The organism is Microbispora bryophytorum, from assembly GCF_043197435.1.
In the GTDB taxonomy this organism is placed as follows: domain Bacteria; phylum Actinomycetota; class Actinomycetes; order Streptosporangiales; family Streptosporangiaceae; genus Microbispora; species Microbispora bryophytorum.
Genome location: NZ_JBICTF010000005.1, coordinates 260,726 through 286,655, shown reverse-complemented (window position 1 = coordinate 286,655; position 25,930 = coordinate 260,726). Strand labels below are relative to the sequence as shown.

The 25,930-nt window shown below is 70.9% G+C and carries 29 protein-coding genes; 19 read left to right on the top strand and 10 right to left on the bottom strand.

Going from position 1 to position 25,930, the window contains the following annotated elements; genetic code table 11:
* The first annotated feature begins 45 nt into the window (after window positions 1-45).
* The 9 genes from ACGFIB_RS18750 to ACGFIB_RS18710 all read left to right on the top strand — a co-directional run bounded on the left by ACGFIB_RS18750 (window position 46) and on the right by ACGFIB_RS18710 (window position 7,907).
* Window positions 46-912: a carbohydrate ABC transporter permease gene (locus tag ACGFIB_RS18750; protein ID WP_208762196.1), complete on the top strand. Its 867-nt coding sequence runs from the start codon at window positions 46-48 to the stop codon at window positions 910-912.
* The gene (locus ACGFIB_RS18745) at window positions 912-1,823 is read left to right on the top strand and encodes a carbohydrate ABC transporter permease (RefSeq protein WP_142571090.1); all 912 of its coding nucleotides are present in this window, start codon (window positions 912-914) and stop codon (window positions 1,821-1,823) included. The genes ACGFIB_RS18750 and ACGFIB_RS18745 overlap by 1 nt, the downstream gene beginning before the upstream one ends.
* Window positions 1,823-2,890, top strand: coding sequence for an ABC transporter ATP-binding protein (locus ACGFIB_RS18740; protein WP_393373365.1), 1,068 nt, complete (start codon window positions 1,823-1,825; stop codon window positions 2,888-2,890). The genes ACGFIB_RS18745 and ACGFIB_RS18740 overlap by 1 nt, the downstream gene beginning before the upstream one ends.
* On the top strand, window positions 2,890-3,966 hold the full coding sequence (locus ACGFIB_RS18735) for an ABC transporter ATP-binding protein (protein WP_142571092.1): 1,077 nt from the start codon (window positions 2,890-2,892) through the stop codon (window positions 3,964-3,966). The genes ACGFIB_RS18740 and ACGFIB_RS18735 overlap by 1 nt, the downstream gene beginning before the upstream one ends.
* A 35-nt stretch (window positions 3,967-4,001) precedes the next feature.
* Window positions 4,002-4,166, top strand: coding sequence for a hypothetical protein (locus ACGFIB_RS18730; RefSeq protein WP_393373362.1), 165 nt, complete (start codon window positions 4,002-4,004; stop codon window positions 4,164-4,166).
* 76 nt (window positions 4,167-4,242) lie between these two features.
* Complete coding sequence (locus tag ACGFIB_RS18725) at window positions 4,243-5,703, top strand: NAD-dependent succinate-semialdehyde dehydrogenase (RefSeq protein WP_393373359.1); 1,461 nt, start codon at window positions 4,243-4,245, stop codon at window positions 5,701-5,703.
* Entirely contained in the window at window positions 5,700-5,909 is a 210-nt protein-coding gene (locus ACGFIB_RS18720) for a hypothetical protein (protein WP_393373356.1), read from the top strand. Before ACGFIB_RS18725 ends, ACGFIB_RS18720 begins: the two co-directional genes overlap by 4 nt.
* A gap of 1 nt (window position 5,910) precedes the next feature.
* Entirely contained in the window at window positions 5,911-7,146 is a 1,236-nt protein-coding gene (locus ACGFIB_RS18715) for an iron-containing alcohol dehydrogenase (RefSeq protein ID WP_393373353.1), read from the top strand.
* A 236-nt stretch (window positions 7,147-7,382) separates the two neighbouring features.
* Window positions 7,383-7,907: a DUF6294 family protein gene (locus ACGFIB_RS18710; RefSeq protein ID WP_393373350.1), complete on the top strand. Its 525-nt coding sequence runs from the start codon at window positions 7,383-7,385 to the stop codon at window positions 7,905-7,907.
* Window positions 7,908-8,005: 98 nt separating this feature from the next.
* On the opposite strand, the gene ACGFIB_RS18705 is transcribed toward ACGFIB_RS18710, so the two are convergent.
* Entirely contained in the window at window positions 8,006-8,575 is a 570-nt protein-coding gene (locus tag ACGFIB_RS18705; RefSeq protein ID WP_142571096.1) for a TetR/AcrR family transcriptional regulator, read from the bottom strand.
* 83 nt (window positions 8,576-8,658) lie between these two features.
* Here ACGFIB_RS18705 and ACGFIB_RS18700 point away from each other — a divergent pair, with 83 nt between their 5' ends.
* On the top strand, window positions 8,659-9,600 hold the full coding sequence (locus ACGFIB_RS18700) for an NADP-dependent oxidoreductase (RefSeq protein ID WP_393373347.1): 942 nt from the start codon (window positions 8,659-8,661) through the stop codon (window positions 9,598-9,600).
* An 83-nt stretch (window positions 9,601-9,683) separates the two neighbouring features.
* Here the strand turns inward: ACGFIB_RS18700 and ACGFIB_RS18695 are convergent, their stop codons facing one another.
* Window positions 9,684-10,169 (bottom strand): FBP domain-containing protein, encoded by a 486-nt coding sequence (locus ACGFIB_RS18695; protein ID WP_393373344.1) that lies wholly within the window; start codon window positions 10,167-10,169, stop codon window positions 9,684-9,686.
* A gap of 156 nt (window positions 10,170-10,325) precedes the next feature.
* Here ACGFIB_RS18695 and ACGFIB_RS18690 point away from each other — a divergent pair, with 156 nt between their 5' ends.
* The 3 genes from ACGFIB_RS18690 to ACGFIB_RS18680 all read left to right on the top strand — a co-directional run bounded on the left by ACGFIB_RS18690 (window position 10,326) and on the right by ACGFIB_RS18680 (window position 12,682).
* Window positions 10,326-10,634, top strand: coding sequence for a MiAMP1 family antimicrobial peptide (locus tag ACGFIB_RS18690; protein ID WP_142571099.1), 309 nt, complete (start codon window positions 10,326-10,328; stop codon window positions 10,632-10,634).
* A 190-nt stretch (window positions 10,635-10,824) separates the two neighbouring features.
* Window positions 10,825-11,424, top strand: a complete 600-nt coding sequence (locus ACGFIB_RS18685; protein ID WP_142571100.1) for a DinB family protein — start codon at window positions 10,825-10,827, stop codon at window positions 11,422-11,424.
* Window positions 11,425-11,632: 208 nt separating this feature from the next.
* Window positions 11,633-12,682: a DUF418 domain-containing protein gene (locus ACGFIB_RS18680; protein WP_393373340.1), complete on the top strand. Its 1,050-nt coding sequence runs from the start codon at window positions 11,633-11,635 to the stop codon at window positions 12,680-12,682.
* Between the two features lie 92 nt (window positions 12,683-12,774).
* Here the strand turns inward: ACGFIB_RS18680 and ACGFIB_RS18675 are convergent, their stop codons facing one another.
* Complete coding sequence (locus ACGFIB_RS18675; RefSeq protein WP_142571102.1) at window positions 12,775-13,245, bottom strand: MarR family winged helix-turn-helix transcriptional regulator; 471 nt, start codon at window positions 13,243-13,245, stop codon at window positions 12,775-12,777.
* 151 nt (window positions 13,246-13,396) lie between these two features.
* Here ACGFIB_RS18675 and ACGFIB_RS18670 point away from each other — a divergent pair, with 151 nt between their 5' ends.
* From ACGFIB_RS18670 to ACGFIB_RS18645, 6 genes are all read left to right on the top strand, one after another.
* Window positions 13,397-14,020: an NADPH-dependent F420 reductase gene (locus ACGFIB_RS18670; protein WP_393373337.1), complete on the top strand. Its 624-nt coding sequence runs from the start codon at window positions 13,397-13,399 to the stop codon at window positions 14,018-14,020.
* A 59-nt stretch (window positions 14,021-14,079) separates the two neighbouring features.
* On the top strand, window positions 14,080-14,910 hold the full coding sequence (locus tag ACGFIB_RS18665) for a CPBP family intramembrane glutamic endopeptidase (RefSeq protein ID WP_393373335.1): 831 nt from the start codon (window positions 14,080-14,082) through the stop codon (window positions 14,908-14,910).
* A gap of 121 nt (window positions 14,911-15,031) precedes the next feature.
* Window positions 15,032-15,973, top strand: a complete 942-nt coding sequence (locus tag ACGFIB_RS18660) for an SDR family oxidoreductase (protein WP_393373332.1) — start codon at window positions 15,032-15,034, stop codon at window positions 15,971-15,973.
* A 72-nt stretch (window positions 15,974-16,045) separates the two neighbouring features.
* Window positions 16,046-16,714 (top strand): NADPH-dependent F420 reductase, encoded by a 669-nt coding sequence (locus ACGFIB_RS18655; protein WP_393373330.1) that lies wholly within the window; start codon window positions 16,046-16,048, stop codon window positions 16,712-16,714.
* A 201-nt stretch (window positions 16,715-16,915) separates the two neighbouring features.
* Entirely contained in the window at window positions 16,916-17,743 is an 828-nt protein-coding gene (locus ACGFIB_RS18650) for a putative protein N(5)-glutamine methyltransferase (RefSeq protein ID WP_393373327.1), read from the top strand.
* 51 nt (window positions 17,744-17,794) lie between these two features.
* Entirely contained in the window at window positions 17,795-18,703 is a 909-nt protein-coding gene (locus ACGFIB_RS18645) for a fructosamine kinase family protein (RefSeq protein ID WP_393373324.1), read from the top strand.
* A gap of 62 nt (window positions 18,704-18,765) precedes the next feature.
* Here the strand turns inward: ACGFIB_RS18645 and ACGFIB_RS18640 are convergent, their stop codons facing one another.
* The 7 genes from ACGFIB_RS18640 to ACGFIB_RS18610 all read right to left on the bottom strand — a co-directional run bounded on the left by ACGFIB_RS18640 (window position 18,766) and on the right by ACGFIB_RS18610 (window position 25,909).
* Window positions 18,766-19,947: an alpha/beta hydrolase family protein gene (locus ACGFIB_RS18640; RefSeq protein ID WP_393373322.1), complete on the bottom strand. Its 1,182-nt coding sequence runs from the start codon at window positions 19,945-19,947 to the stop codon at window positions 18,766-18,768.
* A 45-nt stretch (window positions 19,948-19,992) separates the two neighbouring features.
* Window positions 19,993-21,438 (bottom strand): S41 family peptidase, encoded by a 1,446-nt coding sequence (locus ACGFIB_RS18635; protein ID WP_393373320.1) that lies wholly within the window; start codon window positions 21,436-21,438, stop codon window positions 19,993-19,995.
* Window positions 21,435-22,505, bottom strand: a complete 1,071-nt coding sequence (locus ACGFIB_RS18630; protein ID WP_393373317.1) for an ABC transporter permease — start codon at window positions 22,503-22,505, stop codon at window positions 21,435-21,437. Before ACGFIB_RS18630 ends, ACGFIB_RS18635 begins: the two co-directional genes overlap by 4 nt.
* A complete protein-coding gene (locus ACGFIB_RS18625) occupies window positions 22,502-23,392 on the bottom strand; it encodes an ABC transporter ATP-binding protein (RefSeq protein ID WP_393373314.1) in 891 nt (296 codons plus the stop codon). Before ACGFIB_RS18625 ends, ACGFIB_RS18630 begins: the two co-directional genes overlap by 4 nt.
* Window positions 23,389-23,781 carry a GntR family transcriptional regulator gene (locus tag ACGFIB_RS18620; RefSeq protein WP_167748235.1) on the bottom strand — a complete coding sequence of 131 codons (393 nt, stop codon included), beginning with the start codon at window positions 23,779-23,781 and terminating at the stop codon, window positions 23,389-23,391. The genes ACGFIB_RS18625 and ACGFIB_RS18620 overlap by 4 nt, the downstream gene beginning before the upstream one ends.
* A gap of 72 nt (window positions 23,782-23,853) precedes the next feature.
* Complete coding sequence (locus ACGFIB_RS18615) at window positions 23,854-24,597, bottom strand: MerR family transcriptional regulator (RefSeq protein ID WP_357252255.1); 744 nt, start codon at window positions 24,595-24,597, stop codon at window positions 23,854-23,856.
* A gap of 40 nt (window positions 24,598-24,637) precedes the next feature.
* On the bottom strand, window positions 24,638-25,909 hold the full coding sequence (locus tag ACGFIB_RS18610) for an APC family permease (protein ID WP_393373311.1): 1,272 nt from the start codon (window positions 25,907-25,909) through the stop codon (window positions 24,638-24,640).
* Window positions 25,910-25,930: the final 21 nt, after the last annotated feature.

Below are 25,930 nucleotides of genomic sequence, written 5' to 3'. Positions count from 1 at the left end.
CAGGTGGCGTCCGCGACGCCGCCTGCTCCGGGCCGGTCCCGCCACTTGAGCGACCGCTGGCTCGCGGTGGTCTTCATCTCCCCCGCGTTGCTGCTGTTGCTGGCGATGTCGGTCTTCCCGCTGCTATGGGCGTTGTACCTGTCTTTCACCGACTACTCGGCCACCCGCGGGGGGCCCGCCAATTTCGTCTGGTTCGGCAACTACACCGCCATCCTGGCTTCGGCGCAGGTCCACCTGAGGGCCTTGACGACGCTGATCTACGTGGTCGGCGCGGTCGCCCTGCAGACCGTGCTCGGTTTCTCCATCGCCTACCTGATCTCACGGCGTACGCACGGGCGAGGACTGCTGACCACTCTGTTCCTGGTTCCGATGATGTTGTCGCCGGTCGTGGTCGGGCTGTTCTGGCGATTCATGCTCGACGCGCAGTTCGGCGTGATCAACAGCATGCTCGGCTCGCTCGGCCTGGGGCAGGTGGAGTGGCTCACCCGGCAGCAGACGGCGTTGTTCTCCCTGATCGTGGTCGACACGTGGCAGTGGACGCCGTTCATCATGCTCATCGCACTCGCCGGCCTTACCGCGGTCCCCAAGTACTTGTATGAGGCCGCCTCGATCGACCGGGCGTCCGAGTGGTTCCGGTTCCGCACCATCACTCTTCCGCTGGTGTGGCCGCTGCTCCTCATCGCCGTGTTGTTCAGGGCCATCGAGGCCTTCCGGCTGTTCGACCTCGTCTACATCCTCACCAGCGGAGGTCCGGGGGTCTCCACGGAGACGCTGTCGTTCCACGTCTACAAGGTCGCGTTCCTGGGCTTCAACACCGGAACCGCCTCGGCGTACGGGATCCTCATGGTCCTCATCGTCATGGTCCTCACGCAGCTCTACCTGCGCTACCTCAACAAGCTCAAGGAGGACTGATGGCCGTCTCCGTCGACGAGGCCGTGGCCACAGGTCCTGCGCCGGATCGCACGCGCTCCGCGCGCCGCCGTGGCGGCCTGGGCCGCACCGTGCTGGAGGTCGCGCTGCTGGCCGTGCTGGCCGTCGTGATGCTCTTTCCGGTGCTGTGGATGATCGAGACGTCCATCAAGGAGAACCGGGATGTCTACGCCATCCCGGCCAAGTTCTTCGACTTCAAGGTCACCTTGGACCATTTCAAGGACGTGTTCGTCGCCTCCGGCGGCGGTCGCTCGGCCTTGTCCGTCTCGTTCCTCAACTCCGTCCTGGTCGCCGGGGTCTCCACGGTGCTCGCCACCGTGCTGGGAGTCCCGGCGGCCTGGGCCTACTCACGCTTCTCCGTGAAGGCCAAGAAGGACCAGCTGTTCTTCATCCTGTCCACCCGTTTCATGCCGCCTGTGGTGGTCGTGATCCCGATCTTCCTCATGTACCGCCAGGTCGGGCTCATCGACAGCAAGCTCGGCCTGATCCTCATCTACGCCGCGTTCAACGTCCCGTTCACGATCTGGATGATGAAGGGGTTCGTCGACGAGGTGCCCGCGGAGTACGAGGATGCCGCCATGCTCGACGGCTACACCCGCTTGCAGGCGTTCTGGCGATTTACCCTTCCCCTGCTCCTGCCCGGGATCGCCGCGACGGCGGTCTTCGCACTCATCTTCTCGTGGAACGAGTTCGTGTTCGCCATCTTCCTCACCTCCAGCGACGGCGTGCGGACGGCCCCACCCGCCATCGCCGGCCTCATCGGCGGAACCACAGTGGACTGGGGTCTCGTGGCCGCCGCCTCCCTGGTGTTCGCCCTACCGGTGCTCATCTTCGCCTACCTGGTGCGCAAGCACCTCGTCGCCGGTGTGACGCTCGGGGCGGTGCGACGCTGATGGCGGGCATCGAGGTGACCGCCCTGCACAAGCGCTACCCGGACGGCACGGTCGCGGTCGAGCACGTGGACCTGTCCATCGGCGACGGCGAGCTGTTCGTGATGCTCGGCCCTTCGGGGTGCGGCAAGACGACCACGCTGCGGGCCATAGCCGGCCTGGAGAGGCAGACGACGGGCGACATCCGCATCGGCGAAACGCTGGTCAACGACCTGCCGCCCGCCGAGCGCGACATCGCCATGGTGTTCCAGTTCTACGCTCTCTACCCGCATCTCAGAACCCGCGACAACCTGGCGTTCCCGCTGCGGGCCGAGGGACTGCCCAAGTCGGAGGTGCACGAGCGGGTCGACGAGGCCGCCCGGCTGATGCGGCTTGGTCCGCTCCTGGACCGGCGACCGCACCGGCTGTCCGGCGGGGAGCAGCAGCGCGTCGCGCTTGCCCGCGCCCTGGTGCGACGACCGCGCGCGTTCCTCATGGACGAACCCCTCACCAACCTGGACGCGGAGCTGAGGGCGGACATGCGCACGGAGATCAAGCACCTCCAGGGGCAACTGGGGACGACGATGGTCTACGTCACCCACGACCAGGTCGAGGCGATGTCGCTCGGCCACAGAATCGCCATCCTCAACAAGGGCCGCGTCGAGCAGATCGGCACGCCCCTGGAGGTCTACGACCGTCCGGCGAGTCTTTTCTGCGCCGCGTTCATCGGCTCCCCGCCGATGAACCTGATCGAGGTCGAGGTGGCCGACGGGAAGCTGCGCAGTCAGGGCGGACTGGTCCTCACGCCACCGCCAGGGCTGCCGCGCGACCGTCGCCTGGTCGCAGGCGTCCGGCCGGAGGCGCTGGAAGTCACAGAACAAGGGGCGGAAAATTCGGTCCCGGCACGCGTGGTCTCGGCGGAGTGGCTGGGCGACGAAATCATCTACGTGGTCGACCACGGCGGCCAGCGCGACGTGCGGGTCCGGATGCCGCCGACTGTCCGTTTCGCCGCTGACGCACCGGTCGGGCTGCGGCACACCGGCGGGCCCCCGCCGGTCTACGACGTGAGCACGGAAGAGCTGGTGGCCTGATGGGAACCGTGGCAGTGCAGGGGCTGCGCAAGTCCTTCGGCAAAGTCCAGGCCCTGGACGGGGTGACGCTGGACGTGCCGGACGGCTCGTTCTTCGTCGTGCTCGGCCCCTCCGGGGCAGGCAAGACGACGACCCTGCGAGCGATCGCCGGCCTTGAGAAGCTTGACGCCGGGTCGGTGCATCTGGACGGGAGGGACGCGACCGCCGACCCCCCGGCCGCACGCGACCTGGCCATGGTCTTCCAGAGCTACGCCCTCTACCCGCGACTCACGGCGTACGAGAACATCGCTTCGCCGCTGCGGGCACGGCGCTGTTCTTCGAGCGAGATCGCCGCCGCCGTCGAGCAGATGTCGAGCCTGCTGCACATCGAACGTCTGCTGCAGCGTCGTCCCGCGCAGATGTCGGGCGGTGAGATGCAGCGTGTCGCCCTGGCCCGGGCGCTGGTCCGTCGCCCGCGCGCGTTCCTCATGGACGAGCCGCTGACGAACCTCGACCTCAAGCTCCGCGTCGAGATGCGCACCGAGCTCACCCGCATCCACCGGAGCCTCGGGGGAACCTTCGTCTACGTGACCAACGACCAGGTCGAGGCCCTGTCCATGGCCGACCAGGTCGCGGTCCTCAAGGAGGGGACGGTGCAACAGGTCGGAACGCCGACCGAGGTGTACGAGCGTCCCGCCAACCAGTGGGTCGCGGGCTTCGTCGGGAGCCCGGCAATCAGCCTCCTCCCCTGCCACGCCGAGGGAGATCGTCTGGTCGGGGCGGAAGGCTGGACGCTGCCGCGGCCCCGCTGGACCACGGCTGAAGACGGCCGGCCGCTGCTGCTGGGCCTGCGCGCAGAGGACCTGTCCGTCGAGCAGCGCGGGGACGCGTCGTTGCCGGGTGAGCTCTACGGCCTTGAGCCGCTCGGTGACCGGACGGTGGTCGACGTCCGAGTGGGGACGGAGATCCTCAAGGTCAAGGCACGACCCACCATCACCGGTACGCCGGGCGAGCGGCTGCATGTCACGGTCGACCTGGACCGTGTGCACCTGTTCGATGCGAGCACCGGGCTGGCGCTGGCCGAGGCCGGGAGGTAGCCGCGCGGGGCGGCGACGTCGACATGCGCCCGCATGTGGCCATCGAGCCTCGGCGGACCGTCACCGGTGAGCACGGCCTGACGACGCTGAAGCAGCCATGGCCCGGCAAGGCGATCGGTGGCGCGGGGCGCCGCCCCGCGGCCACGGCCGAGGCGACGTTCGACCCGCTCGGCGACCTCGGCACCGACGAGGTCGTGTGACCCGTTCGTCAACGCGCGTGGCGCGATCGCCGAGGTCACGCTGGACATCACCAAGAACATCACAGGAGGCGACGTAATGAGTGACCCGATGAACGTCCTGGCCCCTGAGCACCGGCGGCTCCGGATCGGCGACGCCTGGCGCGACGCTGCCAGCGGAGCCACCTTCGCCGTCGAGGACCCGGCCACCGGCAAGACCATCGCCGAGGTGGCGGACGCCGGCGTCGTCGACGGGCTCGCCGCTCTGGACGCGGCGGACAAGGCAATGGCGGAGTGGGCGGCGACCCCGCCGCGAAAGCGGTCAGAGCTGCTGAGGGCGACGTACCGGGCACTGACCGAGCGATCCGAGGAGGTCGCCCGGCTGATAACGCTCGAGATGGGCAAGCCGCTCGCCGAGGCTCGGGGAGAGGTGGCCTACGGCGCCGAGTTCTTCCGTTGGTTCGCCGAGGAGGCGGTGCGCATCGAGGGGCGTTACAACACCGCTCCCGCCGGTGGATATCGCATCCTCACCGTGCCGAAGCCGGTCGGACCGTGCGTCTTCGTGACGCCCTGGAACTTTCCGTTGGCCATGGGCGCCCGCAAGATCGCTCCCGCGCTGGCGGCGGGTTGCACGACGATCACCAAGCCGGCAGCCCAGACACCACTCACCATGCTGTTGCTGGCCCGCATCATGGAGGAGGTCGGCGTTCCCCCGGGCGTCGTCAACGTCGTGACGACCAAGCGTTCCGGCGAGGTGGTCTCAGCGCTGCTGGCCGACCGCCGGACCCGCAAGCTCTCGTTCACCGGGTCGACCGAGGTCGGGCGCGTGCTGCTCCGGCAGGCGGCGGACAACGTGCTGCGCACCTCCATGGAACTGGGCGGCAACGCGGCCTTGATCGTGTGTGCCGACGCGGACCTGGACGTCGCGATCGACGGCGCCATGGTGGCCAAGATGCGCAACATCGGGGAGTCCTGCATCGCGGCCAACCGAATCTACGTCGAGGAGCCGGTGCGCGAGGAGTTCACGGCGCGCTTCGCCGAGCGGATGGGCGCGCTCTCGGTGGGCCATGGTCTCGACGACGGCGTGGACGTCGGGGCGTTGATCGACGAGGCCTCGGTCGACAAGATCGACGAGCTCGTCACCGACGCGGTCGATCGCGGCGCCCGTGTCCTGGTGGGCGGCGAGCGTCCGGATGGGCCGGGCCACTTCTACCCGCCTACGGTCATCGTCGACGTGCCCGAAGACGCGCAGATGCTGGAGGAGGAGATCTTCGGCCCGGTGGCGCCGATCATCTCGTTCACGTCCGACGACGAGGTACTGGCGAAGGCCAACGACACCGAGCACGGCCTGGTCGGATACGTCTTCACCCGTGACCTCCAGCGGGCGCTCCGGTTCGCCGAGGGGCTGGAGACGGGGATGGTCGGCATCAACCGGGGTCTGATCTCGGACCCGTCGGCTCCGTTCGGAGGCGTGAAGCAGTCCGGGATCGGCAAGGAGGGGTCGCACGAGGGCATCCTTGAGTACCTCGACGTCACCTACGCGGCGATCGACCTACCGTGACCGGTCTGCTGCTCCGGGTGCCCGCCGAGGGTCACCGCGCCCTGTGCACGCATGACCTGACCGGCCTCCACCCGTGGGGCGGGCCCCGGGCCATGGCCGGCACGAATCCGCCGGCACCCGGGGACGCCGCCGACGCCGTCCCGGTCGCGCAGGTGACCCGGACGTCCGCCCCGCAAATCACCGCCGACGTTCCAGAGAGGCACTGACATGCTTGAGACCGTCCGCGGACCACGCCAGCTGATAGTGGGCGAAGGGGTCGCGCAGAACATCCCACGAGTGGTGGCCGAGTGTGGCTCGCGAGTCCTCATCGTGACCGACCGGGTTCTCCTTGGGCAGCCGAGCGTGGCCGGGATCGTGGCCGCCGTGCGGGAGAAGGTCGCAGTCGTCGGGGTGTTCGCCGACGCGACTCCGGACGTGCCACTCTCCGATGTCGACCTGGCCGTCGCGGTCGCCGCAGAGGTGGACGCCGACGTGATCCTCGCCATCGGGGGCGGCACGGTGATCGACCTCGCCAAAATCGTCGGCGTCATCCGGCGCCACGGTGGGACGCCGCGCGACTTCTACGGCGAGTCGAAGGTGCCGGGGCCGACGATTCCTCTCGTCGCGGTCCCGACGACGTCAGGCACCGGCTCCGAGCTCACGCCCGTCTCGGTGTTGACCGACCCGGACCGCGAGCTGAAGGTGGGGGTCTCCAGCGTCCACATCGTGCCCGACTTCGCCATCGTCGACCCCGAGCTCACGTACTCCTGCCCTGCGACCGTCACTGCCCACTCCGGGATCGACGCGTTCTGTCACGCGGTGGAGAGCTACACCGCGCGGCCCCGGCCCCACGGACCGCGCGACCCGGTGGAGCAGGTCTTCCTCGGCCGCAACTCGATCACCGATCACTACGCGCTCCTGGCCGCGGAGCGGATCGCCCGCAGCCTGCCCCATGTCGTCAGGGACGGAGGTGACAAGGAGGCGCGCGCGGACATGTCCTATGGGTCCATGCTCGCCGGGCTCGCGTTCTCCCACGCGGGCACCGCGGCTCCGCACGCCCTCCAGTACCCCATCGGCGCAGCCACCCACACGCCGCACGGCCTGGGCGTCGGCATGCTGCTGCCCTACGCGCTGGACGCGGCCAAGGATGCCATCGCCGACCGGTTGGCCATCCTCGCCGGGGTGTGCGGGCTCGACGTGACCGACGCCTCGGATGCCGAGGCCGCAGATATGTTCCTCACCTGGCTCGACCGGCTCCTTGCCGACATCGGCATCCCTGCCACCTTGGCGGACATCGGCGTGGCACGCGCCGACCTCCCGCGCTTCGCGGAGATGGCCAGTGGCGTCACCCGCCTGGTCCAGAACCATCCAGGCCCGACCGACATCGCCAGCCTGAACGCGATCCTCGAAGCGGCCTGGACCGGGGACCGGAGCCGACGCGTCCTGACCCCGGAGCAGAGATAGCGGACGGGCCTTTCACATGACGACGAGTTCCCTGCCCGACCCTGACCCCACCGGCCCGCCTCGCTCCACGCGGTGACCTAACGTCATCATTCCGCCGCGGATGGATCAACGCGAGTGAACACCAAGTCGTGATCGCATCCGCTCCCTGCCCCGACCCGGCCGGCAGCGCCGCCGCCAGCGCGTTCTGCCGGCCGGATGCGGAGGTAGTCGGCCTCGGCTAGAGCACCGGCGGCCAGATGAAGGCCTCCCGCTGGGTCTCCGGCGCGTATGGCCCGCACACCTGCGCCCGGGGATACGTCTGGCGTGAGGCGTTCTCCGGCGACGACGTCTGCGTCACCCCCACCGTCCGCCAGCAGGTGCGTGCCGACAACGCCGCCGCGGCCGGCCGGGTGGCCAAAGGCGCCTCGAACGGCGCGGCCGGCGCGTCTACGGCCTCAAAGTCGTTCACCTGGAAAGGCTCGACAGCGGGCCACTGCAACATGTACATCGGCGCGAAGTGGACGCTTTATCCGAACGGCACGGCGCAGTTCGATGGCACGGTCGACAGCTTTTCAGGTGACGACGCCTGGCTGATGTGGGCGCACCTCAAGGACGCGAATGGCGCTATCCTCGCCGACATACGGGTGGCCGGCAGCAACAGCACCAAGTTCGTCAAGAACCTGCCCGTTGCCTGGCAGGAGTACCGGTGGCTGGCCAAAGGTCAGTTCGACCCGAGCCTGTACCCGCTGATCAAGAGCATGTCGCTGTCGAAGCACTGTTGAGCCCGCGGCAGCACCAGCTTGATGGTCATGAAACACCCCCCGATGCGCAACAGGACGGACGGCTGGTTCACGGCTGTCGTCCGGCGGCAGCCGCCGTGTCAGCAAAAGGCCGTAGACGCCTGCACGTCGTCGAGCGCCTGTCGCGCGACCTTGCCGAAGTCGTCGCCGGCGGTCGTCTGGCTCCAGCGTTCGTAGGCGATCGTGGAGGCGAGTGCGCCGAGCTCCGCGGCCACCCGAGCGGTCAGGCCGGGAACGCCGCGCCGTTCGAGCGCGTCGATCATTGACGCGATGAGGGCGAGGTTCTTCAGCGCTTCGCGTTCCTGCAGTTCGGGGTTGGCGGCGATCACCGCCTGTCTGCGGGTGATGAATTCGCGGCGTTCCGGCGTGAAGACCTCTCTGCCGGCCGCGTCCAGCGCGTGAGCGACCGCCTCAAGCGGGGCGGCGGTCGCCGGGGCTGCGGCTATCGCCTCGACGAGCAGTTCGTTCATCGAGCCGCCGCCGAAGAGCACCTCCCTCTTGTCCTGGAAGTGCCGGAAGAAGGTGGTCTTCGCCAGCCCCGCGCGCTGCGCTATGTCGATCACGGTCGTGTTCTCGTAGCCCCGCTCGGCGAACAGGTCGAGGGCGGCGTGCGCGAGCCGTTCTGCTGCGTTCGGTTCCCAGCGTGCCATGAACACAGTGTACGGGACTTGGTTCCATCACATGCTACGGTGATGGAACCAAGTCCCGTCACTCGTTCTGCGAGGAGTCCCCCATGGAAGCGATGAAGCGCATCCAGTACCACCAGTACGGCGGGCCGGAGGTCATGCGGCTCGAAGCCTTCGAGCCGGCGCCGCTCGGCGCCGGCGAGGTCCTTGTCCGGGTGCGCGCAGCCGCGGTCAACCCGATGGACTTCGGGATCCGCGCCGGCCGCATGAAGCACGTGACCGGTCGGCGCTTCCCGCGCGCGATGGGTTATGACTTCGCGGGCGTCGTCGAGGCGGTCGGCGCCGGCGTCACCCGGCTCCACGTCGGCGACGAAGTGCTCGGCGGGACGCCGATCAAGTCCGCGGGCGCGTTCGCCGACGTGGTCGTCGCTCAGGAGAAGGGCGTCGTCAACAAGCCCGAGAACCTCTCGTTCGAGGACGCCGCCGCTGTCCCGACGGTCGGGATCACCGCCCTGCAGGCCCTGATCACGAAGGGAAGGCTGCAGCCGGGCGAGGCCGTGTTCGTGCACAGCTGCCTCGGCGGAGTCGGCCGCTCCGCCGTGCAGATCGCCCTCGCCCACCAGGCCACGGTCGCGGGTAGCTGCCGCGACAACGCCGGGTCCGAGGCACGCGACCTCGGTGTCGACCCGGTCGTCGGCTTCGGCTTCGACCCCGACTCGCTCGCACGGCGGTTCGACCTCGTCCTCATCACCGCCGGCACGCTCCCGGTCAAAGCCGCGCGGACGATGCTCAAGCCCGGCGGCCGCATCGTCAGCGTCCTGCCCACCCCGTCGAACCTCGCGAGAAGTGTCCTGCCCGGGCCGTTCCACGTTCTGATCGCCCAACCGGTCACCGAAGACCTCGAAGAGGTCGCGCGAGCCGCCGGCCAGGGAGCACTGCGGCTACCGATCGCCCGCACCGTCCCACTCTCGCAAGCCATCCCCGCCCTCACCGAGCTCGAACGGAACGGCACGGCCAAGCGGGGCAAGCTGATCATCACGCCGGGGTGACCCTCCACCGCCGAGCCCTGCCGAGCCCTGCCGAACCCTGCCTCCTCGGCGTGCGCAGGAGGCCTCGCGTGCGGGAGCACCGGTCAAACGGTCACCCTCTGGAGGAACTCGCTCACGTTGACCGTGGTCCTGCCGATCTTCTCTTCGAGCGTGAGCGATTCGGGCATCCGCCCGCCGGGCCCGACGTCCTTCTTGCCCCGCAGATACAGGGAGCAGGCCAGGTCGGTGCAGATGTAGGCGCCAACGGAGTTGCCGCCGCCACCGGTGCGGCGGGCGGTCATCAGCGACACGCCGTCGCCGGTGTGGGTGGTCAGGCAGAGCGAGCACATGCTGCGCCGTACGTGCCCGGCATTGGAGGTGGCCCGGCGGAGCGCCACCCCCACCAGACGGTCACCCTGCTCGGCGACCAGGTACGCACGGCCCGGAGAGGACAGATCCTGCCAGCCCAGGAAGTCCAGGTCGTCCCAGGGCCGCACATCCAGGTCCCTCGGTACGGCAAGGCGCTTGGCCTCACCCTTGGTGCAGTTGACGAACGAGGCGCGGATCTCGCGCTCGGCAATTGGCCTCATAGGCACGAACCTACCGGCAGCCGGTTTTAGCGGCAATTCATTATGAATCCTCCTAGGATCCCTAGGCAGGCCATCAGATACGCAGGGTGACGGATCGAGCACGCTGCGTTACCATCCGATTACTGAAAGCAGAACTCGGCCTGCCTTAGGAGCGTCATGAAGAGGTTCGTCCTCGTCCCCGCCCTGACGGCCGCGACGATCGCTATCAGCGCCGGCGCCGCCTACGCCTCCCAGTACGTCGCCTATGAGGGGCCCGGCTTCAGCGGCAGGTCGGTGGTGATCGACCGCTGCGGCATGTCCAACATCCCCTTCCACGGCTCGTACCGGTGGTACGGCGACGGCCAGAGCGGCCGGATGTACAACCAGCCCGACGCACAGGGCGTGGCCCATTTCACGCTCGCCGCCGACAGGAACGCGGAGCAGAGGACTCCGGTCGGGTGGAAGAGCATCTTCATCGTCTGCTGACCCCGGCTCCGCCACGCCCCGCCCCCGGCGCCCGCCGGGGGCGGGGCGTTCCGCACGGCAGGAGGACCACCGCTCCCGGCCGTGTCCGGCAGGTCGCGACGCCCGCGATCGTTCCCATCGTCGCGCGGCTCGACGCCCCCGCCGGAAAACTCCGATGCGTGCGGCAGGCGCCGGCTGGGAGACTGCGCGGATGATCGCACCACAACCGAAGAATGATCTGCACCGCTATCTGCAGGCCGCCCGCGACGCGCTGCTGTGGAAGCTCGACGGGCTGTCCGAGTATGAGGTCCGCCGCCCGCTCACCCCCACCGGCACCAACCTCCTGGGGCTCGTCAAACACCTCGCGGGGGTGGAGGCGGGCTACTTCGGCGAGACCTTCGGGCGGCCGTTCGGCGAACCGCTGCCGTGGACGGAGGACGACGCCGAGGACAACGCGGACATGTGGGCCACAGCGGATGAGTCGCGCGACGACATCGTCGGGCTGTACCACCGCGTCTGGCAGCATGCGGACGGCACGATCGACACGCTGGCGCTCGACGCGCCCGGCCACGTGCGGTGGTGGCCGGACGAGCGGAGCGAGGTGACGCTGCACCAGATCCTGGTGCACGTGATCGCCGAGACCAACCGGCACGCCGGCCACGCCGACATCGTCAGGGAGCTCATCGACGGGGAGGCCGGGCTGCGGGACGGCAACCTCAACCTGCCCTCCGGCGATCAGGAGTGGTGGGAGAGCTACCGGAACCGGCTGGAGCAGACGGCGGAGCAGTTGGCGGAGCAGACGGCGCGGTAAGCCGGCCGGGGCCCGGCACGCTGAGTCCGGCACGCTGAGTCCGGCACGCTGAGTCCGGCACGCTGAGTCCGGCACGCTGAGTCCGGCACGCTGAGTCCGGCACGCTGAGTCCGGCCCGCGGAACCGGCCGGAAGTACGGTCGCGGGCGGCGCGAACCATGCTTCCGGCCGATAACGGCAGGGGGCCGCCGACCGCAGGATGAGGCCCCATGCATCGTGAGAACTCCGCCTCCCCCGCCGTGCGCCTCCGGCCCGGCGAGGCAGGCCACGCCACCACCTCGGCGGGCCGCCCCCGCATCGCCGCGCTCGACGTCGTGCGCGGATTCGCCTTGTGCGGGATCCTGCTCGCCAACGTCCAGCCGATCGCCGCGACCGGCGCGTTCATCGAGCCGTCCGGTCCCGGGGGAAGTGACGCCGCCTGGCTGGGCCTCCTCGTCGAGCAGCGTTTCTTCCCGATCTTCTCCCTGCTCTTCGGCGTCGGGTTCTCGCTACTGCTGGACTCCGCAGCCGCCCGCGCCGCTCACCCGCGCGTGGTCCTGCTGCGCCGGCTCCTGGCGCTGCTCGCGCTCGGCGTGGCGCATTTCGTGCTGCTGTGGCACGGCGACATCCTCAGCACCTACGCCGTCATCGGCCTGCTGGTGCTGCTGCCCTCGACCTGGCTGCCCCGCCTGGCCGTCGCCGCCCTCGCGCCCGCGTTCGTCGCGGTGTCGCTGCTCGCCGGAGGCGACCGGCTCGCCCTGATCGCCGGGCTGTTCCTGCTGGGCTCGGCACTGGTGCGGTATCGCGTGATCGACCGGCTGGAGCAGTCGGCGCGGGTGCCGGCCACGCTCGGGCTGGTCCTGGCGGCCGCCGCGGCACCCATGCTGTGGCTCCAGACCCGGTTCGACTCGGCCGACCGCGGCTTCGGCATCTCGCTGGCCGGGGCCGGACTGCTGATCGCCGGGGTGTACGTCTGCGCCCTGCTGGTCGTGCTCAGGACCCCGCTGCGGCCGGTGCTGCGGGCCGTGTTCTCGCCGCTCGGGCGGATGGCGCTGACCAACTACCTGTCCGCGACGGTCCTCGTGCTGGCGGCGGGCCGCGTCCTCGACGGCCCGCCGCACACCTGGCCGGCCCCAGCCGTGCCCCTGATCGCCGGCGTCGTCCTCGCCGTGCAGTGGGCGTGGTCCACGCTGTGGCTGCGCCGCTACCGGCAGGGCCCTCTGGAGTGGCTGTGGCGCTGGGCCACCTGGGCCCGCCGCCCGCCCCTGCGCCGCGAGTAGGCCCCCACTCGGGTCGGCGCCACCAGGGGCGAAGCAAGGGCAGCGGTCTGACACGCACGCAGTTCGTGAGCGATGAGGTCCGGGATCGGGTGTCAGTGCTTGTGTTCCAGCGCCGCCAGCCGTTCGCGTACTTTGTCGCCGATGGTGACGAGCATCGCCATCTCTTCCGCGGTGAGATGATCGATGAGCACGTCGCGGACGTCGGCCACGTGCTGCGGAGCCGCGACCTTGATCAGCTCGCTGCCCCGGGGAGTGATGGCGACCACCGCCCCCCGTTGGTCGGCGTGGCACCGCTCGCGGGACACCAGGCCGCGATTTTGCATCCGGCCCAGGTGCTGCGACAGGCGGCTCTTCTCCCAGCGCAACAACCGGCCGAGTTCGAACGACCTCAGCCGGCCTTCGGGCGCCTCAGAAAGATGAGCCAGGACCTGGTAGTCAGCGCCGGACAGCCCGCACCGGTTACGCAACTGCCGCTCGATGAACTCCGACAGCCCGTCCTGCATCTTCATCAAGCTGCGCCAGGCCAGCTGTTCTCGCTCGTCCAACCACCGCGGCTCGGTCACGCGCGCCACTTTACCGTCTGGTTGACATGGTAACCAAGTGCCACGTACCTTTTGGTTCACACGTTAACCAAAAGGTGGGCGTCGATGCCACAGCCGTTGACAACGACGGGTGGGCATGGCGTCTTATCCAGCTCCGGAAAGCAGGCACTCCATGAGCAGCATCAGCATCATCGGCCTGGGGGGTATGGGCCGCGCCATTGCCGCCCGCGCGCTCGAGGGCGACCACGCCGTCGAGCTCATCGGCCGCGACGCGGCCAAGGCCAAGGACCTGGCCGCCGCGCTCGGCGGCGGGGCCACGGTCGGAACATTCGGCGCCGTCCCGGTCGGCGACATCGTCGTCCTGGCCGTGCCATACGCCGGCGCCGTGCCGGTCGTCGCCCAGTACGGGGATGCACTGGCCGGCAAGTTCATCATCGACATCTCCAACACGTTCAACGCCGACGCCACCGGGCTCGTCATCCCTGACGGCACGTCCGGTGCGCAGGAGATCGCCAAGGCGGTCCCGGCGAGCGCGCACGTCGTGAAGGCGTTCAACACGGTCTTCGGCCACGTGCTGGCCCAGGGGCGTCCGTTGGACGTGTTCTTCGCCGGAGACGACGCGCGGGCCAAGGCCGACGTGTCGGCGTTCATCGAGAGCCTCGGACTGCGCCCGCTCGATGTCGGCGGCCTGGAGATGGCCCGCTGGCTGGAAGGAGTCGGGCCGCTGCTGATGGGCCTGGCCCGCAACGGCGCGGGGACCTTCGACATCGCCCTCCGCGTCGACCTCCCCGGCTGAGCGCACCCCCGCCAGTGGCCCGCGGCGCTCCCGCCGCGGATTCTCACGAAGGAGTCATCGTGCGTCTGATATGGCAGCTCTTGGCGGTTGTGGCGGTCTGGATCCTCGGCAGTCTGGGCACCGCGGCGGTGAAGGACACCCCCTGGCTGGCGCTCGTCGCCGGCCTGCTGACGGCCGTCGTCGCGGTCCTGGTCTACGGCTGGGTGGTGCGGCGCACCGAGCACCGGGCCCCCGTCGAGGTGTCGCTGAAGGGAGCAGGCGCGGGGATCAGCTGGGGCACGCTGCTCGGCATCGCGCTGTTCGGGGCGGTCATCGCGAACATCGCCTTCTTAGGCGACTACACGATCAACGGCCTGGGCACGCCGGCGAGCGCCGTCGGCCTGCTCGGCATCATGGCGGGTGCCGCCGTGACCGAGGAGCTGGTCTTCCGCGGTGTCCTGTTCCGGAACGTCGAGCACTGGACCGGAACCTGGATCGCGCTCGTGCTGACCGGCTCGCTGTTCGGCCTGATCCACCTGCTCAACGCGAACGCCACCCTGTGGGGCGCCATCGCTATCGCCATCGAGGCAGGCGGGATGCTGACCGCCGCGTACATCGCCACCCGCAAGCTGTGGGTGCCGATCGGTCTGCACTTCGGCTGGAACATCGCCGCGAGCGCCATCTTCAGCACCAAGGTGTCCGGCAGCAACACCCCGCAGGGCCTGCTGGACGCGACGATGTCGGGTCCCGCGCTGGTCACGGGCGGCGACTTCGGACCGGAGGGCAGTGTGTACGCCGTGGGTTTCGGCGTGGTGGCCACCGCCGTGTTCATGTGGCTGGCACACCGGCGTGGTCACGTGGTCCCCGTCCGTCGCTCGGCCCGGGCGGACGTGACCGCTGGGCACTCCTGATGACAGGCCTGGGCCGCTACGGCGAGGGAAGCTTCGACTTCACCCTCGGCGTCGACACTTCTGCCTGAACGCGCCCGCACCACCACTTCTCGCACCACATCAACCAACAAGGACCAGTAGCATGCGCGTTTTCGTCACTGGCGGGACCGGCCATTCCGGTTCGTACATCATCCCCGAGCTCATCGCCGCCGGGCACGAGGTCACCGGCCTGGCCCGGTCGGACACTGCCGCGGCGGCGCTGTCCGCGCTCGGCGCGAAGGTGCGTCGCGGCGACCTCGGGGATCTCGACGACCTCAAGGAGGCGGCTGCGGACTCCGACGGCGTCATCCACGTCGCGCACCGGCAAGACCTGCTTTTCTCCGGCGGGATCCACGCCGTGGCCGCCGCCGAGCTCCCGATCATGCTCGCCTACGGCGAGGCACTGGCGGGAACCGGAAAGCCGCTGGTCGCGGCGGGGAGCATCGGCTCGCCCGGGCAGGGATTCCTGGGCCGGACGGCCACCGAGGAGGACCCGGCCCTTCCCAGTGGCGATGAGCACAAGGGCACCCTGCGGGCTCGTAACGTCGTGGAAACCACCGTGATCGGCCTCGCCGAGCAGGGCGTGCGGTCTTCGGTCGTGCGGATCGCCAACATCGCGCACAGCACGACCGATCGTGCCGGCTTCCTCGTGCGGCTGATCGCGCTCGCGAAGGAGAAGGGCTTCATCGGCTACCCCGGAGACGGCGCGAACCTGTGGAACGCCGTGCACATCCGCGATGCCGCCTCCTTGTTCCGCCTGGCGCTGGAGAAGGGCCCGGCCGGCAGATACTGGCACGCGGTCGACGACGGGGGCATCCCGTTCCGGGAGATCGCGGAGGCCATCGGCAGCCGTCTGGGCCTGCCCGCCGTGAGCGTTCCCGTGGACGAACTGGTGCTGCCGGGATACTTCGGATTCCTCGCGAACATCGTCACGCAGAGCTACCCGGCGTCCAACCTCGTCACCCGCCGGACCCTCGGCTGGGAACCCGCTCAGCCCGGCCTGCTCGCCGACTTGGACAACGGCCATTACTTCCCCGCCAGCTGACGGCAGGGACCCGATTCGCGACGAGCCCGGCAAATGACAAGGGTTCGGCTCTTCTGGAGGGACGCTGAGAATATGACGACTGTGGGATTCATCGGAAGCGGATCCATCGGCAGCACCATCGCGCGGCTCGCCATCGAGGCCGGGCACCGGATCGTGCTCAGCAACTCGCGCGGTCCCGAAACGCTCGCGGACACGGTCGCAGAACTGGGGCCGCGGGCGTCCGCGGCGACGAGCGGGGAGGCCACGGCGGCCGGTGACATCGTCGTGGTCACGGTGCCGGTCAAGGCGTTCCCCAACTTGCCCGCCGTGCCACTGGCCGGGAAGACGGTCATCGACACGTGCAACTACGGCCCCGAACGTGACGGGCACATCCCGGAGCTCGACAGCAAGTCGCTCACCTCGAGCGAACTGCTGCTGGGGTACATCCCGGACGCCATGGTCGTGAAAGCGTTCAACAACATCTTCTTCAAGCACCTGCTGTCACTCGCCCGCCCGGCGGAGGCGGCCGACCGCTCGTACCTGCCGATCGCCGGGGACTCCGCGCCGGCGAAGGCGGCGGTGACCGAATTCATCGAATCCATCGGATACAGCGTCGTGGACGCGGGACCACTGGCCGATAGCTGGCAGCAGGCGACGGGCACGCCGGTGTGGGGGACCCCGTACGGGCCGTTCTCGAACCAGAAGGGCCAGCCGGCCGGCGAGGACGCCATCCGCGCGGCACTGGCCGCCGCAACGCGGTAACCGCGAGTTGGCGCGGGCCGCGGTAGGGCCCAGCCGTGTTATGGCACCGTCCGGTGCGGTAGGGTGCCGGTCACAGCGACGACACGAGGAGGTGGGCCCCATCACCGCTGATCAGGTAGGGTGCTCCCTTCTCCCCTTGCGTACGGTCGCGTAGAGACAGACGACCGCGGGAGCGCCCTCGGCACTCCGAAAGGCTCTCCCTTGTCACTGTCCTTCTCCCCTGCCCTTCCCTCGGTCGTGGCCCGGTTGCGGGCCGCCGGATGCGTGTTCGCCGAGGACGAGGCCCGTCTGCTGGTCTCCGCCGCGCGTACCCCCGCCGAACTCGACGACATGGTGGACCGGCGCGCCGGCGGCCTGCCGCTGGAACACGTCATCGGGTGGGCCGAGTTCTGCGGGCTTCGGCTGGCCGTCGATCCGGGGGTCTTCGTGCCCCGGCCGCGCACCGAGTTCCTGGTCCGCCAGGCCGCCGCACTGGCCCGGCCGGGCGCCGTCGTCGTCGACCTGTGCTGCGGCTCGGGGGCGATGGGCGCGGCGCTGGCCGCCACCGCGGGCCCGGTCGAGTTGCACGCCGTGGACGTCGACCCCGCCGCCGTGCGCTGCGCCCGCCGCAACCTCACCCCGGCCGGCGGCACGGTGTACGAGGGAGACCTGTACGCCGCCCTGCCCGCCGCCTTGAGGGGCCGGGTGGACGTGCTCGTCGCCAGCCCGCCGTACGTGCCCACCGGCGCGATCGGGCTGTTGCCGGCGGAGGCGCGCGTGCACGAGCCGCAGGTCGCGCTCGACGGCGGCGCCGACGGGCTCGACGTCGTGCGGCGGGTCGTCGCCGGGGCGGACGTCTGGCTCGCGCCGGGCGGTCATCTGCTGGTGGAGACGAGCGAGGCCCAGGCCCGGGAGACCGCCGACGCCGTCGCCCGCGCGGGGCTCGCCGCGCGTCTGACGTACGACGAGGAACTCGACGCGACCGCCGTGATCGGAACCAGGCGAGGCCCCGGTCGCCGAGCGGGCCACGGAGGCGGGACAACCGGTTGATCGGCTCCGGGCGCCCTTGTCCGGGCCCTCGGGGAGCGGAGGAGTGTGCCCATGACAGACGTGACGTCCTTCCTGCTGGAACGCCTGCATACGGCCGGCCTGACCGACGTCGTCGCGGTCGAGCCGGCCGCCGGAGGCCTCGCCGCGACCGCGGGGCTCGCCCGCCGCGGTGACGGCACGTCGGTGTTCGTCAAGGGGTTCGTTAAGGCGTTCGTCGGGGGGCTCGGCGAGCCGCCGTCGGACGACGTCTTCGCCGCGGAGGCCGAGGGGCTCACCGCGCTGCGCGAGGCGGGCGGCGTCGCCACGCCCGAGATCGTCCTCGCGGGCCGCGACCTGCTCGTGCTGTCGGTGCTGCGGCCCCGGCCGGGCACCGAGGCCTTCTGGGAACGGTTCGCGCATGCGCTCGCCCACCTGCACACCAGCACGCGCTCCCCCCGCTTCGGGTGGCACCGGGACAACTGGCTGGGCCGTCGCCGGCAGGTCAACACCTGGGATGACGACGGGTTCGCGTTCTTCGCCCAGCACCGTCTGCTGCGCTGGCTCGGCGAGCCTCGCGTGCAGGAGGCGCTCGGCGCCGCGGACCGGGCGGCGCTGGAGCGGCTGTGCGACCGGCTGCCCGAGCTGCTGCCGGTCAGGCCCGCGTGCCTGACGCACGGCGACCTGTGGGCGCTGAACGTCATGGCCACCCCCGGCGGGCGGCCCGCGCTGATCGACCCGGCCGTGTCGTACATGTGGGCCGAGGTCGACCTGGCCCACCTCTGGACGACGGCGCCGCCGCCCGAGGCGCACGTGTTCTTCGAGCTGTACGCGGAGCTGACCGGGCTCGACCGCGACTGGCGCGAACGCATGCCGATCCTCCAGCTACGCCAGCACCTGGCCGTGATCGCCCAGTTCGACCCCGACTGGGGTGCCGCCGACCTCGTGCGGGACACGCTCGCCCCGTTCCGGCGGCGGCCGTGAGCTCAGGCGACCGGCCTGTGCTCGGGCTCGGGCTGTGCTCAGGCTCCACCGGTCGGCCGGCGCTACCGGCACGTCGCGCCCGGGGTGCAGAACCGCACCTCGGGGTAGCGCGCAGACGGCTCGTCCAGCAGGGGCTGCGGCTCGTGACGCAGGTGCCGGTCGAGGAAGGCGCGGACGTACGCGCGGGTGATCTCCACGGAGCGGGCCGGGGACAGGCCGTCCGGGACGGCGACGCCGACAGCGCCCGCCAGGAGCGGCACGTCGGTGAAGGACTGGTGGTCCGCGCCGGGCAGGACGAGCCAGCGTTTCCATCCGGTCAGGAGCTTCCAGTCGCGGTCCCAGGAGTTGTCGCGGCCTCCGGGCTGGTGTCCGGCCGATCCCAGGAACAGGAACGGCCGCGACAGCCCGCTCTTCGGGATCCGGGCGTAGGTGGTGCCGTCCATGTCGATCCCGGCGCGCACCCGCGAGTCCTTCACCATGGCGGCCACAGAGCCGGCCCCGCCGATCGAGTGGCCGGCCATCGCGATCTCGGACGGGTCGATCAGGGGGGAGCCCTCCCACTTCGCGTGTGGGCCGGTCAGCTGGTCGAGCACGAAGGAGACGTCTGCCGCGCGGACGTCGGCCACCTTCGCGCCGAAGCCGGGGTCGGTGTCGCTGTCGCAGGCGACGCACTCGGCGACCCGCCCGTCCGGGAACGTCGTGGCGTAGTTCTCGTAGGTGTGGTCGACGCCGGCCACCACATATCCCCTGCTGGCCAGTTCCTCGCCCAGGGCGGTAAGCGTGCTCCGGGGCATGGTGAACCCCGGTGACAGCACCACCAGGGGCAGGCCGCCCGTGCGCCCGGCCGGTTTCGCGTCTTCGACGGCGTTGGTGCGGGTGCGGCTCAGCACGTCGTACGGCACACCGGTCACCTCCTTGCCCTTCAGCGTGAGCTCGGACTCCTTGGCGGTCATGTAGGGGGCCCGCCGCCCCTCCCCCGCCTGAGCCGGATACCACACGGTCACCATGAGCTCCCTGACCTTCACGTCGGGCACCCACGGGTCGGTGCGGGAGGTGTCCTTCACATACAGGGTGGTCGCGCCGACCGGACGGGTGCCGGTGGGCGCGGGCAGGGCCGCGGCGCCGGTGGGTGTGGCCGGCGGAGCGGTGGCGGCGACGGACCTGGGCGGGGCCGGCGCGGCGCAGGAGGCCGCGGCGAGGACGACCAGCCCGGCGACCGCCAGGTCTTTCACGGCATGACTCATGAAGCGGTCCGTCCTTTCGTGCGGGGCGTGCTCACGCCGCGCCGGTCACGTGTGCAGCAGGTTGAGGGCCTTATCGAGGGCGGGGTCGCGATCGGCGGCGGCGTCCCGCGGGGTCAGCGGCACGTGGTGGTCGGGCGCCACGCCGACCCGGTCGATCACCTCGCGGCCGGGCGCCAGGTGGTGCGTCGACGGGAGCGTCAGGGTGGTGTTGTCCCCGAGGAGATACGGCCGCGCAGGGCCAGAGACGGCGCCCGCGGTCCGCGTTCCGACCAGCTGCCCGAGACGCAGGTCCTTGACGGCGGAGCTGAAGTGCTCGCAGGCCGAGGCGCAGCCGCGGTCGATGAGCACCACCAGCGGCAGGCCGAGCAACGGCACGCTGTCGTCGGTGCGCATGGGGTCGCACGCGCCGTCCCCGGTGCTCAAGGAAGCCGTGCACTGGTACGCGGTGACCTTGCCGTGGGCGAACGCGCCCAGCAGCCGGTTCGCCTCGTCGGGGCTGCCGCCGCCGTTGCCGCGCAGGTCGAGCACGAGGCCGGTGAGCGTGTGGCCGGTCCTCATCCTGGAGATCGCCCTGAGGGTCCGGTTCGCGACGTCGGGTGCGAAGCCGCTCAGCCGGACGTAGGCGATGCCGTCGCGCAGCAGCTTCGTCGTCACCACCTGCAGGGTGGCCGGATCGGGCTGGAACAGCCCCGGCTTCAGCGTCACGGTCCGGCGCCGGCCGGTTTCCTGACGCAGGATCTGGAGCCGGACCGCTCTGGCTTCGGGATATCGCGGGTACAGCGCGGCGACGGCGGCCGGGGTGACCGCTCCGTCAACGAAGGGCGCCGATCCGTTGATCGACTCGATGACGTCGCCGGGGCGCAGCCCGGCCTCCTTCGCCGATCCGCCCAGCACGGCGGTGACGAACAGCGGGGGCAGGGCGGTCCCCGGGTCGGCGCTCACCTGGGGGCCGACGTTGGCGCGCAGGCCCAGGCCGTACTGGTCGCCGTCATAGGAGTCCGGTGGCCGCTTGGCGCCGTGCGCCCAGCGGGCGTGGTCGTCACCCAGGCCGGTCACGACGGCCTGCAGGGTGGCGGCGGCCAGCCTGCTCTGGAGGCCGGCGTCGTCCGGCAGCCGGCCGGCGACGCGCCGCCACGCCGCCTCGAACGCGGCCCAGTCGGCGTGCTGGTCACCGGTCAACGCCGGCATCGTCGCCTCGGGCAGGTCGCGTCCGCCGCGGTTGAGCTCCCGGGTGAAGGCGGCGAATCCCGCGGTCAGCAGTGCGCGGGTGTCCAGCGTGGCCCTGCCGTAGTAGTTGGCGAGGATGCAGAAGTACGCCTGCTCGACGACGTCGATCGTGGTGGGCGTCTCCGGCGGGGGATTTCCCTGGGGTTCGGCGCAGACGGGCGATCCGCCGGTGGTCGTCGCGGCGGGCTGGGTCCGCGGCGGTGTCGCGGTGCAGGCCGCCGCCAGGAAGAGCACGAGCCCGGCCGTCACAGACTTGGCGGTCATGACAGGCGCCCGCGGATCCACCGGAAACAGAGACCGGCGAGGCCGGCGGTGAGGAGAACGTAGATCCCGGTCTCGATCCACTGGAACGGCCAGAAACGCTCGAACGGCTGGTAGGTCGCCCGTTGCCGATAGCCCAGCCGGTTGATCTCGGCGATGCAGGCGTCGAAGCCCCGGCCCGGATCCTGTGCCTGCTGGGCCTGCTGGGACGGCGCGCACGGTCCGGACGTCATGGACACGCGAACGGTGACGGGGGCGCCGTCGCCGCCGGCCACGCGTCCGGACGGATCGGTGAGGCGGCTGGACAGCACCCAGGCGCCCGTGTGCCCGGGTATCGCCCAATCCAGGATCACCTGCGGAAACTCCTCGTCGCTGGACTTGTTGAACGCGTCCACGTTCTCCGGTCCGAGCGCGAAGGATGAGGTGACCGGAGGGAGAAGGTGGGGGCGGACCGTCAACGGCATGACGATCTGGACCGCCGCGAAGACGGCCAGGGTGAGGGCCATGGCGGGCAGGGTGCGCCTGACGATCAGCCCCGTGGTCACGCCGAGCACGAACGCGAACGCCGCGTAGGCCATGGGGACGATGCCACGCGCGCCGAACACCAGGGGATCCATGAGCGTGAAGCCCGGCGCGGCGGACTTGTCCAGAGGGGCCGACCACCAGGTCACCGCGAGACTGCTCACTCCGGCGGCGGCCACGGCGGCCCCGCCGACGACCGTGAGCTTGACGGCCAGCCAGCGGGCGCGGGTGATGCTCTGGCTCCACACCAGCAGGTGCGTGCCGGCCTCCAGTTCGCGGCTGACCAGCGGCGCCCCCCAGAAGAGACCGAGCAGGGCCGGCAGGATCAGCACGACGACGGTCACGGCCAGGAACGGTGTCTGGTAGTCGTCGAAGAACCGGTCGAAGAAGCGCGGGCAGCCGCCGTCCCTGGTGCAGGCGGTGATCCCGGCGGAGTAGCCGGAGGCCAGTCCCGGCCCGGTCAGCGCCAGGGCGACGGCGAGCACGACGAGCGCGGCGGCCGTCGCCCCGGCCGCGACACGGAACTGGCGCCAGGTCAGCCAGATCATCGCTGCACCTCCAGGGCCGGTCGCAGGTGCGTGGGGGCGGGTGCCTCCATGTAGGCCAGGACGAGGTCTTCCAGGGTGACCTGGCTGACGCGCCAGGCGGGGTCATGGATCGGGGCGTCGGTGCGGACGATGAGCGTGCTCTGCCGGTCGGTGTGGCTGGCGGAGACGACATGCTGATCGGCGGGCAGGCGGTCGGGGTCGCGGCGCGGGCCGGTGAGCCGGTGGTGGGTGGCCAGCAGTTCCTCGACCTCCCCCGCCACCCGCACGTGCGAGCCGACCAGCACGATCAGGTAGTCGCAGGTCCGCTCCAGGTCGGAGACCAGGTGGGAGGAGAGCACCACGCTGAGCTCGTGCTCGGCGACGGCCTCCATCAGGCCCTGCAGGAACTCGCGCCGGGCCAGCGGGTCGAGCGCGGCGACCGGCTCGTCCAGGATCAGCAGCTCGGGCCGTTTGGCCAGGCCCAGGGTGAGCGCGAGCTGGGCGCGCTGCCCGCCCGACAGCTTCCCCGCCCGGTGCCGGGGATCGAGACCGAGCCGTTCGACGCGTTCTCGCGCGAGCGTCGCGTCCCAGCCGGGATTGAGCCGGCCGCCCAGGCGCAGATGGTCGGCGACGCTCAGCCCCGCGTAGACCGGAGTGTCCTGGGCGACGAATCCGATCCTGGCCAGCTGCGCCGGGTCCCCCACAGGACGGCCGCCGAGCACCGTGATGGTTCCCGAGGTCGGCGTCAGCTGGCCGGCGGCCAGCTTGAGCAGGGTGGTCTTGCCCGCGCCGTTGGGGCCCACCAGCCCGACGACGTGGCCGGCCGGGATGTCGATGGTGCAGTCGCGCAGCGCCCACCACTTGCCGTACTTCTTGGCCAGGTCCCGGGCCTGTAAGACGGGGCTCACGCGATGCCCTCCTGAGAGGCGGTCCGGAAGGTGGTCATGAACAGCGCCTCGATGCTCTCGTCGTCGAGGCCGGCCAGGCGGGCCTTGGTCAGCCATCGGCGCAGGTCCTGCCGCAGCCGGCCGTGCGCGGCCAGTGAGGCGTCCGTCAGCGTCCTGGTCACGAACGTCCCGACCCCCGGCCGCGCGGCCACCAGCCCCTCGTGTTCGAGCTCCCGATAGGCCTTGAGCACCGTGTTCGGGTTGATCGCCAGCCGCGCCACCACGTCCTTGACGGTCGGAAGCTGATCGCCTTCATCCAGCAGGCCCAGCCGCAGCGCATGCCGCACCTGCTGGACGAGCTGCAGGTACGGCGAGAGACCGGACCGGCCGTCCAGGTAGAACTCGATCATCGCAACCCCTATTCAACTAGGTTCCTAGTACTTTAGGAGCCTAGTTGTTAAGAGGCCATAAGGATCAACGAATCAGGCCTGTCGGCGTGCGCCGGCGACATAGTCGTGCAGGCGGGCCGATCCTTCGAGCATCGCGACGGCCGTGGAGGCGAGGGCGGCGCCGCGCTCGGACAGGGCGGCGCGCAGCGCCTCGGTGCTGCCGGTGCGGCGCAGGCCGTCGAGCACGTCCCCGATCCGCGCGAGCGGATATCGCCCCTGGCGGAGCATGTGGATCATCCGGGCGTCGCGGACCTCGGCCGGGCCGTACCACCGGTAGCCGGTGCCGGGCTCGCGCTGCGGCGTCAGCAGCCCGGAGGCCTCCCACACCCGCAACGCCGAGGTGCGTACGCCGAGGAGGGCGGCCACCTCCCCGATCCGCAGAGCCGACTGCGGCGCGGCCGGGCCACCGGGATCCTGCCCGGCGACCGCTTCGAGCGCCTCCCCCGTCGCCCGCAGGGCGAGCCGCTGCTGATGCAGCGCGGCATGGCAGGCGTCCACGAGGGCGAGCGCGCCCATGAGGTCGCCGTCGTGCACGGCCAGCATGATCGAACGGGCGGCCTCCCACCCGTACCCCTTGGCCAGCGCCCGGTAGGCGAGCAGGGCCTCGCGGTGCCGCGTGTCGAACCTGCGGTAGCCGGCGGCCGTCCGCTCGGCGGGCGGGAGGATTCCCGCGTCGGCATAGTTGCGGATCTGCTGGGTGGAGACCCCCGCCTCCCGCGCCAGATCGACCGGGCGTAGCGCCCTGCGGTTCACCTGACTTGAGGCTTCGGGTCGCATCCGCTCATGGTAACGGCCCGCGAGTCTCAAGCGCCGCTCGTCAGGTGACGGCCCGGCGCAGGACGTAGACGGCGGCGCCGGCCGCCAGTACGGCGGCCCCGGAGACCACCGACGACAGCGGCAGGGAGAAGGCCAGGACCAGGCACCCGGCCAGACCGACGGCGGGCACGGCAAGCGGCGGCCGTCCCTCATGGGGGCCGAGGGTCCACGCGCCGGCGTTGGCGAGGGCGTAGTAGACCAGCACGCCGAAGGAGGAGAACCCGATCGCGCCGCGCAGGTCCGCGGTCGCGGCCAGGATCGCCACGACCGCGCCGACGGCCAGCTCGGCGCGGTGGGGCACCTTGAAGCGCGGATGCACGGCGGCGAGCGCGTGGGGCAGGTGCCGGTCGCGGGCCATGGCCAGCGTGGTGCGGGACACCCCGAGGATCAGCGCGAGCAGCGACCCGGTCGCGGCGACCGCGGCGCCCGCCCGTACGACCGGGGCCAGGCCGGGATGCCCGGCCTCCCGCACGACGGCGGCCAGGGGTGCGACCGCGTCACCCAGTCCTCCGTCACCCAGCGCCGCACTGCCCAGCACGGCGAGCGCGGACACCGCGACCGCCGCGTAGACGACCAGGGTGAGCCCGAGTGCGAGCGGAATCGCGCGGGGGATGGTCCGCGCCGGGTCGCGCACCTCCTCGCCGAGGGTGGCGATGCGGGCGTAACCGGCGAAGGCGAAGAACAACAGACCCGCCGCCTGCAGCACCCCTCCTGCGGTGGCGTCGGAGCCGACGTCCAGCCGTGCCGGGTCCGCGGCGCCGGAGGTCAGACCGGCGACCACCACGGCGGCCAGCACCGCGAGGACCACCCCGACGATGACCCGGGTGAGCCAGGCGCTCTTGTGGATTCCCACGTAGTTGACCGCGGTCAGCGCCACCACGGCCGCCGCCGCCACCGCGTGGGCCTGCTCCGGCCACACGTAGGAGCCGACGGTCAGCGCCATCGCCGCGCACGAGGCGATCTTGCCGACCACGAACGCCCACCCCGCCAGGTAGCCCCAGAACTCCCCCAGTCGCTCCCGGCCGTACACGTAGGTGCCGCCGGAGGCGGGGTAGCGCGCGGCCAGCCGGGCCGAGGAGGTCGCGTTGCAGTAGGCGACCACCGCCGCGGCGGCCAGCCCGAGCAGCAGCCCGGACCCGGCCGCTTTCGCCGCCGGCGCCAGCGCGGCGAAGATCCCCGCGCCGATCATCGAGCCCAGCCCGATGACCACGGCGTCGGTCAGGCCCAGCCGGCGCTCCAGCGGCCCCTCCCCTGCCCGGGCCGGTGTGCCCATGGCGACCTCCATTGATGTCCG

Bases quoted from the DNA above. Each gene is read 5' to 3' on its own strand.
- ACGFIB_RS18745 (WP_142571090.1), top strand. From the start codon at position 912: ATGGCCGTCTCCGTCGACGAGGCCGTGGCCACAGGTCCTGCGCCGGAT.
- ACGFIB_RS18740 (WP_393373365.1), top strand. From the start codon at position 1,823: ATGGCGGGCATCGAGGTGACCGCCCTGCACAAGCGCTACCCGGACGGC.
- ACGFIB_RS18735 (WP_142571092.1), top strand. From the start codon at position 2,890: ATGGGAACCGTGGCAGTGCAGGGGCTGCGCAAGTCCTTCGGCAAAGTC.
- ACGFIB_RS18725 (WP_393373359.1), top strand. From the start codon at position 4,243: ATGAGTGACCCGATGAACGTCCTGGCCCCTGAGCACCGGCGGCTCCGG.
- ACGFIB_RS18715 (WP_393373353.1), top strand. From the start codon at position 5,911: ATGCTTGAGACCGTCCGCGGACCACGCCAGCTGATAGTGGGCGAAGGG.
- ACGFIB_RS18710 (WP_393373350.1), top strand. From the start codon at position 7,383: ATGAAGGCCTCCCGCTGGGTCTCCGGCGCGTATGGCCCGCACACCTGC.
- ACGFIB_RS18705 (WP_142571096.1), bottom strand. From the start codon at position 8,575: ATGGCACGCTGGGAACCGAACGCAGCAGAACGGCTCGCGCACGCCGCC.
- ACGFIB_RS18700 (WP_393373347.1), top strand. From the start codon at position 8,659: ATGGAAGCGATGAAGCGCATCCAGTACCACCAGTACGGCGGGCCGGAG.
- ACGFIB_RS18695 (WP_393373344.1), bottom strand. From the start codon at position 10,169: ATGAGGCCAATTGCCGAGCGCGAGATCCGCGCCTCGTTCGTCAACTGC.
- ACGFIB_RS18690 (WP_142571099.1), top strand. From the start codon at position 10,326: ATGAAGAGGTTCGTCCTCGTCCCCGCCCTGACGGCCGCGACGATCGCT.
- ACGFIB_RS18685 (WP_142571100.1), top strand. From the start codon at position 10,825: ATGATCGCACCACAACCGAAGAATGATCTGCACCGCTATCTGCAGGCC.
- ACGFIB_RS18680 (WP_393373340.1), top strand. From the start codon at position 11,633: ATGCATCGTGAGAACTCCGCCTCCCCCGCCGTGCGCCTCCGGCCCGGC.
- ACGFIB_RS18670 (WP_393373337.1), top strand. From the start codon at position 13,397: ATGAGCAGCATCAGCATCATCGGCCTGGGGGGTATGGGCCGCGCCATT.
- ACGFIB_RS18660 (WP_393373332.1), top strand. From the start codon at position 15,032: ATGCGCGTTTTCGTCACTGGCGGGACCGGCCATTCCGGTTCGTACATC.
- ACGFIB_RS18655 (WP_393373330.1), top strand. From the start codon at position 16,046: ATGACGACTGTGGGATTCATCGGAAGCGGATCCATCGGCAGCACCATC.
- ACGFIB_RS18645 (WP_393373324.1), top strand. From the start codon at position 17,795: ATGACAGACGTGACGTCCTTCCTGCTGGAACGCCTGCATACGGCCGGC.
- ACGFIB_RS18640 (WP_393373322.1), bottom strand. From the start codon at position 19,947: ATGAGTCATGCCGTGAAAGACCTGGCGGTCGCCGGGCTGGTCGTCCTC.
- ACGFIB_RS18635 (WP_393373320.1), bottom strand. From the start codon at position 21,438: ATGACCGCCAAGTCTGTGACGGCCGGGCTCGTGCTCTTCCTGGCGGCG.
- ACGFIB_RS18630 (WP_393373317.1), bottom strand. From the start codon at position 22,505: ATGATCTGGCTGACCTGGCGCCAGTTCCGTGTCGCGGCCGGGGCGACG.
- ACGFIB_RS18620 (WP_167748235.1), bottom strand. From the start codon at position 23,781: ATGATCGAGTTCTACCTGGACGGCCGGTCCGGTCTCTCGCCGTACCTG.
- ACGFIB_RS18615 (WP_357252255.1), bottom strand. From the start codon at position 24,597: ATGCGACCCGAAGCCTCAAGTCAGGTGAACCGCAGGGCGCTACGCCCG.
- ACGFIB_RS18610 (WP_393373311.1), bottom strand. From the start codon at position 25,909: ATGGGCACACCGGCCCGGGCAGGGGAGGGGCCGCTGGAGCGCCGGCTG.